6 protein-coding genes and 1 pseudogene are annotated in these 7,392 nt (G+C 62.0%); 4 read left to right on the top strand and 3 right to left on the bottom strand.

What is annotated here, in order from left to right; translation table 11 throughout:
- Window positions 1-245: pseudogene (locus K288_RS48655) on the top strand (IS6 family transposase); the annotation flags it as partial.
- A 23-nt stretch (window positions 246-268) separates the two neighbouring features.
- Here K288_RS48655 and K288_RS55285 read toward each other — a convergent pair.
- Window positions 269-712 (bottom strand): hypothetical protein, encoded by a 444-nt coding sequence (locus K288_RS55285; RefSeq protein WP_027584673.1) that lies wholly within the window; start codon window positions 710-712, stop codon window positions 269-271.
- A gap of 553 nt (window positions 713-1,265) precedes the next feature.
- Here K288_RS55285 and K288_RS53210 point away from each other — a divergent pair.
- The gene (locus K288_RS53210) at window positions 1,266-1,535 is read left to right on the top strand and encodes a hypothetical protein (RefSeq protein ID WP_152535953.1); all 270 of its coding nucleotides are present in this window, start codon (window positions 1,266-1,268) and stop codon (window positions 1,533-1,535) included.
- Between the two features lie 15 nt (window positions 1,536-1,550).
- Here the strand turns inward: K288_RS53210 and K288_RS0141625 are convergent, their stop codons facing one another.
- Window positions 1,551-2,132, bottom strand: coding sequence for a calcium-binding protein (locus tag K288_RS0141625; protein WP_244443465.1), 582 nt, complete (start codon window positions 2,130-2,132; stop codon window positions 1,551-1,553).
- Between the two features lie 1,002 nt (window positions 2,133-3,134).
- Here K288_RS0141625 and K288_RS0141620 point away from each other — a divergent pair.
- Together K288_RS0141620 and K288_RS0141615 are read left to right on the top strand one after the other, a co-directional pair.
- On the top strand, window positions 3,135-4,886 hold the full coding sequence (locus K288_RS0141620) for a type I secretion system permease/ATPase (RefSeq protein WP_027584671.1): 1,752 nt from the start codon (window positions 3,135-3,137) through the stop codon (window positions 4,884-4,886).
- Window positions 4,883-6,205, top strand: coding sequence for an HlyD family type I secretion periplasmic adaptor subunit (locus K288_RS0141615; RefSeq protein ID WP_051335037.1), 1,323 nt, complete (start codon window positions 4,883-4,885; stop codon window positions 6,203-6,205). Before K288_RS0141620 ends, K288_RS0141615 begins: the two co-directional genes overlap by 4 nt.
- Before the next feature lie 860 nt (window positions 6,206-7,065).
- On the opposite strand, the gene K288_RS0141610 is transcribed toward K288_RS0141615, so the two are convergent.
- On the bottom strand, window positions 7,066-7,392 hold a 327-nt coding region (locus tag K288_RS0141610), incomplete at its 5' end, for a transposase (RefSeq protein ID WP_027584669.1).

The raw sequence follows: 7,392 nt of genomic DNA, 5'->3' as shown, positions 1-7,392 counted from the left end.
CGACGCGGCGACGCGAGCGGATCATGAAGCGTTTCAAATCGTCCCGTCAGGCTCAACGGTTTCTGTCAGTTCACGATCAGGTCGCGAACCTTTTCCACATCCCCTATCCCGGAGCCGTCACCGCCGACTTCCGTCGTGCTTCGCGCGAGCGCGCCTTTGCGACTTGGCGCGAGATCTCCATGACAAGCGCTATCACCGACTCTCGACCTCTGAGAATCGTCTCCTTCGGCTCGGCGGTCGATTAAGTTGACGATGCCGCCGCCGGAGATCATCGAGCCGCACGGCGATCGCCGCGCGCGTTGACGACATGAAGGATCGCATCGCCCTCATGGACCACGCTGAGTTGCGTCGAGCCTTGCGGCGGCTTCGCGCTCACGGTGCCGTCGATCGGCGACCGCAAGGTCACGATCCTGGCGTTGACCACGGCCTCGACGCTCGAGGTCTGCAGCACCGCCTTCAGCGGCAGCCATCCGAACACGGCGACGATGGCAAGGCCGATGCCAACCTTGAGCAGGCGGCGAACCCATCGGCCGGAGCCTCGTGGCGTTTCGGGATGGGGAGCGCTGTCGCTGACGGGCTCGCTGACCGGCTCGTCGTGTGCCGGTTGCAACCGATCCTGCAAATCGCGCTGCAACCCTCGTGCGCCCCATTCCTCGTCCTTGCTGACGGACGTATGATCTTCGGGAACGGGCTTCTGCTGTTCCTGATTCATGATGACCGGCCCCTGAACTGTCAGGGCGCGCGGGGTTCAGAAACCGTAATCCTCAACGGCCAATGTTGCTTTTGCGGCGCCCTTCGACATGGGCGCACCGTCCCACCGAACGGGGCTGTTATACGCTGGCCCATTGATGGCCACTGTTGCTATCTTGGGTTTTTGACGCCCAAACCTACGGTTGCAGACAACCTAGACGTTTGCAACAGTCATTTTCTACTCAGGGCACAACGAAACCGCGCGCGCTCGTAAAGCGGTTGCAAGGCTCGACGCTGACGGAAGACACGTTGCTCGATAAGGAATGGCCCGTGCTCCCTTGGGTTTTCCTGCCCACGGCTGCGCTCGGCCGCTCGGCCTTATCAAACCCGAATTGCTCAAGCTCCTGCCGAAAGCGCGGACAAGTTGGCAAAATGCCGATGAGCTACTTAAATCATCGGTGAGAAAAGCCGAGTGGCGATTCCGGCACGCAACCCGCGGGGTAGAAAATCCACTACTCGCAATATCCACTGCTCGCTCGGACGACCAGACTGCGCCAACCACCGATACAACGTGAATGGACAGTGATAAGGCTGGTCAATCTCAAGCGAACTTCATTGTTTTTGTTGACGTATCACCCGGTGCCAACGCTCCCGGTATTCGCGGCGCATGGTCTAATATCCGGGCTTCATCAACTCTGCGCTTCATGGCGATCAGCCCGGATCGCCATGTCTCTGTCCACTGGGAGATGTTTAATCGTCCGGTCGAGGGCGATGGCGAATGGCCCCGGCAGAAGGATGTGCCAATAGCAATCGCCATGCCCGGTCACCGTTCTTCGGCCAAATAAGGTATGGCCGAAAAATCACGTGAATAGATCGGTGGAATGCATGATTGAGAAATAATTTTCGGGGTGATGCTGAAGGTCGGCAGCATTCACATTGGAGAGCGTGATCGAATTGCCCTCTCCGAGGTCGACGACCGTCGTATCCGTGCCAGCCGCCTCGGCGCGATCGGCAAGATCGGCAAGCGTATGAATACCCGTGTGATTGATCCCGTCCTCGATATACAGTTTATCCCCCAGCGTGAAGTCCATCACGTAATCCTTGCCGTTGCCGCTCGTAAACACGAAATTGTCGTTGCCCTCACCGCCGTACAGAGCATCGTTGCCCTGATCGCCGTACAGAAAATCGTCGCCCGCATTACCAAAGATCGTGTCATCTCCCTGATTACCTTCCAGATTATCGGCGCCCGCACCGCCAGCGATCCAGTCGTTCCCGCCCAGACCCTGGATAAAGTCCCTTTCGGGCGTCCCAGACAAATGATCGTCGGAGTTGGTACCGTGGATTACAGCCATGTGCTTCTCCTGTGTGGTGTCTGCCAAGCGAGCGGCCACGGAAGTGATCGCGCTCTGGTTACGAACATAAACATCGAAGCTGACGGACACAAGGAATTCCGACGCGTCGCACCCCGCTTTGAATGACCGCGCGAAACTATAGTCGTCGCGGCATTCGCCGCCGTCGTCTTAGTGAATGCGACAACCGTCCACACCGCCTTGCGCGCCATCATCCGAGCATTCGCCGAAACTGTCCCGGCTGAAAGATCGCTTGAATGAGCATACGCCCAAGATTAAAGAACAGAGGACTGTCGCGGCTTCTCGGTGCCCCCGCGTTGTCCCCAAGCCCGATGTGGTTCAGCAAGCATTCAAGGAGTTGCCGCAACCGTTGCAGCAGGTCTCCCCCGTCACACCCAAAGCAAGTCGAACGAAATCTCGATTCCGGTGTATGGTTCGCGTCCGGTTTGCAGGAAGAGCCGATGCTCCCAAGAGCTCCTGCTTCTCGTTCAGCCTGTTGGTCCGCGTTGAGCCACACAATGGGGGACGCTGGGGTGCGTTCCTTGCAAGACAACCAGATCTTTTGATCTCCTGCCGCCACCAGATTGCTGCAGCCGGCTCAAGCCGAAATCAATAAACAGCTTGAAGTGTACGTAGCGTCAGATTGTAGTCTCCGAGAACGCTGATCAAGGCGACAGGAGGATGGCAATCGATGAAGCACCAGCAAATCGGATTCGAGCGCCACGTAACGTTGAGTTCCTCGCTTCAGGGAGTCTGGGGTGCGAATGGACGGCAGAATTTCGTCTCTTAATGCAAGCATTTGGGAAGGGGTCGGGAGCCATGACGGCTAGTCCAATCGAGCAAGTGCAAATCCATGGGGACCGCTTTCGAACGCGCTGCCGCACTTCAGTTTATGATTCTTTCAGAGACCGCTCCGCAGCGTGCGGAGGCCGAACAGAACCTGGTCAATGCATTGACGAGATCGGCAAATCGACGCTCTGCACCTCACTGAGTGAGGTCGCGTGCCGCTCCGGGCAATGCGAACAAAATTGACGATGGCAACAAACGTCGGTGCCGTGTGAGCTCTCGCGTAACCCGTTTTAGATGTTGGACTTAATGGCAGCCGCGCCCGCTGTCCGGCGTTCCGAGCTGGCTGAGGCGCTGCGCGCGTGCCGCAGTGCCTTTGTCGGCGTCGGTCTCATCAGTTGCATGATCAACCTGTTGTATCTGACAGGTTCGATGTTCATGCTGCAGGTCTACGACCGCGTGCTGCCGAGCCGCAGCGTTCCGACCCTGGTCGGCCTCGTGGTCATCGCCGCGGTGCTCTACATCGCCCAGGGCGTGCTCGATCTCTTGCGCGGACGGATCCTCGGCCGCGTCGGCACCTCACTCGACGAAGCGCTTAACGCGCGGGTGTTCGACACCGTCGTGCGGCTGCCGCTGATGGCGGGCAATCGCAGCGAGGGCCTGCAGCCGCTGCGCGATCTCGACAATGTACGCTCCTTCCTCGGCAGCATGGGTCCCGGCGCGTTCTTCGATCTGCCCTGGCTGCCGTTCTACATGGTGATCTGCTTCGCCTTCCATTGGCTGCTTGGCGTCACGGCGCTGGTCGGCGCGATCATCCTGGTGACGCTGACGCTGATCACCGAATACTTGTCGCGCACGCCGGCCAAGGAAGCGATGACACTCGCGGCGCGGCGCAACGATCTCGCCGCCTCCAGTCGCCGCAATGCCGAGGTGCTGGTGGCGATGGGCATGGCCGGGCGGATGAACAAGCGCTGGAACGAGGCCAACGAGGAATACCTCTCCGGCAACCAGCACGCCAGCGACGTCACCGGCGGGCTCGGTGCGGTCGCCAAGGTGCTGCGCATGATGCTGCAGTCCGCGGTGCTCGCGGTCGGTGCCTATCTCGTGATCCACCAGGAAGCGACCGGCGGCATCATCATCGCCGGCTCGATCCTGAGCGCGCGGGCGCTGGCGCCGGTCGATCTCGCGATCGCGCATTGGAAGGGTTTTGTCGCTGCGCGGCAGAGCTGGCAGCGTCTCAACCGGCTGCTGCAACAGATCCCGGCGCGCCCCGAGCAGACGCTGCTGCAGGCGCCGGAGAAGAAGCTTTCGGTCGAGGCGGTGACCATGGTTGCGCCCGGCGACCAGCGCGCCATCGTGCAGGACATCACCTTCGCCGTCGAAGCCGGCAGCGGCGTCGGCGTGATCGGCCCGAGCGGTTCCGGCAAGTCGTCGCTGATCCGGGCGCTGGTCGGCGTCTGGGTGCCGGCGCGCGGCAAAGTCCGGCTCGACGGCGCCGCGCTCGACCAGTGGGCGTCGGACGAACTCGGGCGCCATGTCGGCTATTTGCCGCAGGACGTCGAACTGTTCGCCGGCACGGTGGCGCAGAACATCTGCCGGTTCGATCCCGACGCCAAGTCCGACGGCATTATCGCCGCGGCTAAGGAAGCCAGCGTGCACGAGATGATCATCAAGATGCGCGAGGGCTACGACACCCAGGTCGGTGAGCAGGGCACCGCGCTCTCCGCCGGCCAGGCGCAGCGCGTCGCGCTGGCGCGCGCGCTCTACGGCGATCCGTTCCTGATCGTGCTGGATGAGCCGAACTCCAACCTCGACAGCGAAGGCGACGAGGCTCTGACCCGCGCGGTGCGTGGTGCCCGCGAACGCGGCGCCATCGTCATCGTGGTCGCGCACCGGCCGGTCGGCATCGAGGGCGTCGACCAGCTGCTGGTGCTGAAGGACGGACGCATGCAGACCTTCGGGCCGAAGGAGGCTGTGCTCGCGCAGGTGCTGCAGCGTGCCGCGCCGCCGGTGCCGACGCCGATCAAGATCGTCGCCGATGCGGGGGCAGCCAAATCATGAGCGATCGCATGACCGATCAGCCGCGCAACGCACGTCTCTCTATCCGCAAGCATCTGATCGTCGGCCTCGTCGTGGTTCTGGTTCTGGGCGGCGGCGTCGGTGGCTGGGCGACCACGGTGCCGATCTCGGGCGCGCTGATCGCGCCGGGCTCGGTGGTGGTCGAGTCCAACGTCAAGAAGGTGCAGCATCCGACCGGCGGCGTGGTCGGCGAGGTCCGGGTGCGCGACGGCGACGCGGTCAAGGCGGGCGATGTCGTCGTGCGCCTCGACGAGACGGTCGTGAAGGCGAGCCTTGCGATCGTGGTCAAGACGCTGAATGGTCTCTACGCGCGCGCAGCCCGGCTCGAAGCCGAGCAGCGGGGCAACGACAAGATCGCCTTCCCGCCGCAGCTCACGGAGCAGGCCAAGGATCCCGACGTTCGCGACATCATGGCGAGCGAATCCAAGCTGTTCGAGGTCCGCGTCAACGGCCGCAGCGGCCAGAAGGCGCAGCTGCGCGAGCGCGTAACCCAGCTCAACGAGGAGATCTCCGGCCTGCAGGCGCAGGAAGCCGCCAAGGACAAGGAGATCGCGCTGGTGCAGCAGGAGCTGGTCGGCGTCCGCCAGCTCTATGAGCAGCATCTGGTGCAGCTCACCCGCCTGACCACGCTGGAGCGCGACGCGGCACGGCTCTCCGGCGAGCGCGCGCAATACATCGCGTCGCGCGCCCAGGCCAAGGGCAAGATCACCGAGACCGAGCTGCAGATCATCCAGGTCGACAAGGACATGGTCTCCGAGGTCTCGAAGGACCTGCGTGAGACCAACGACAAGATCGGCGAGTTTGTCGAACGCAAGGTGACCGCCGAAGACCAGCTTCGCCGCATCGACATCCGCGCGCCGCAGGACGGCGTCGTGCTACAGTCGACCGTGCACACCGTCGGCGGCGTCATCACCGCAGGCGACGCCATCATGATGATCGTGCCGAAGGCGGACGATCTGTCGGTCGAGGCCAAGGTCAATCCGCAGGACATCGACAAGCTGCAGGTCGGACAGAAGACCGTGCTGCGGCTCTCCGCCTTCAACCAGCGCACCACGCCCGAGCTGAACGGCGTCGTCACCCGCGTCTCCGCCGACGTCACCACCGACCAGCGCACCGGGCGAAGCTATTACACCATGCGCGTCTCGATGCTCCCGGAAGAAGTCGCGCGCCTCGGCAGCGAGGTGAAGATCATCCCGGGCATGCCGGTGGAAGCCTTCGTCCAGACCGGCGACCGCACCATGCTGTCCTATCTGATGAAGCCACTCCGCGACCAGTTCATGCGCTCGTTCCGCGAGAAGTGAGTCTTTCTCAATGCATGGAAATCATTCCCGTCGTCTCCGCGAACTTCACCTTGCCTCCTCCCTTGTGGGTGGGGGGTATAATGATCAGCACGGGGAGTGGACCGACGCTCTGATGTTCGTTGTCAAGGCTTGGAACGCGGAGATTTGTCTGATCGTTGACCGGCTGTAGATCTGCTGATGATCGCGCATACGTGGAGGCGGAACCGAAGGACGTCGGTGATCAAGCTCTGATGCGCGGGTTAGGGGCGGCGCATCAGAGCGTTCGATCGCATCACCCAGCACTGGAAGCGTGTCAGAAGGAGCGTAGCGGAGTAGATCCGCAGACGCCGAGAGCGGCTGACAACGCGTGGCTCGCAGAGATGTACCCTTCATCCGTCGCGGCCGTCTTTGAACTTCGAGCAAGTACGTTGCGGGGCTGAGCCGGCAGGACGAAGCTGCCGACGAGGATCATGACGCGACCGTGTAACCTCGCCCTATGCAACCACTGGGTTTTCAGTTCTAATGAGGCTGAGCGCAAGGGGTGTACCGCGCCTTGGGCTCACCGCGGCCCTAGCACCTGAGCTAGGGCCGCATCCCACAGATGATCGGACCGGGGTACGGTGAGCCCACCGTATTCGCCCGGGATCCACGTTTCCACCGCGCCGCAGCATACGCAGAGTTCATGGAAATCGCATTTGAATTTCGTCCGGCCATCCTGATTGGTGGTCGGGCTTCTGGTACGGCGCGCAACTTGGCCGGCGTGTCCCGGTCAACAGCGCTGGATCAGCGCTGGTCTAGGGTGGGCTGTCAATCGGCACTGGAATGGGGCTCTGACGCAACTTCGATGACGGTTTGCCGCAACTAGTTGCTCTGCACGGTGATTATGACTCTTTGGAAGGGTTTGGGTAGGCGCGTCCCATTTTGGCGCGAGCTTTTTCGATTGTGAACATCCATTTGATGCGGGAGCGGGCAGCATTTCTATGCCGCTCCCAGGCGGAGATTTCGCGGCGCAGTTGCTTGGGGTCGTCGATCCTGCGGTCGAGGCACTGTCCCCGCAATACGCCAATCTCGATCTCGACCATGTTGAGCCAGCTTGCGTGCTTGGGGGTGTAGTGGAACTCGATGCGCTGCAGGATGCGCCGTGCTTCGGCAGGCGGGAAGGTCTGATACAGCGCACCTGCCGAGTGGGTCGACAGATTGTCCTGCAC

This window comes from Bradyrhizobium sp. Ai1a-2, assembly GCF_000426245.1.
Classification (GTDB): domain Bacteria; phylum Pseudomonadota; class Alphaproteobacteria; order Rhizobiales; family Xanthobacteraceae; genus Bradyrhizobium.
Note: the sequence above shows the minus strand (reverse complement) of the source record. Positions and strands in the feature narration are given on the sequence as shown.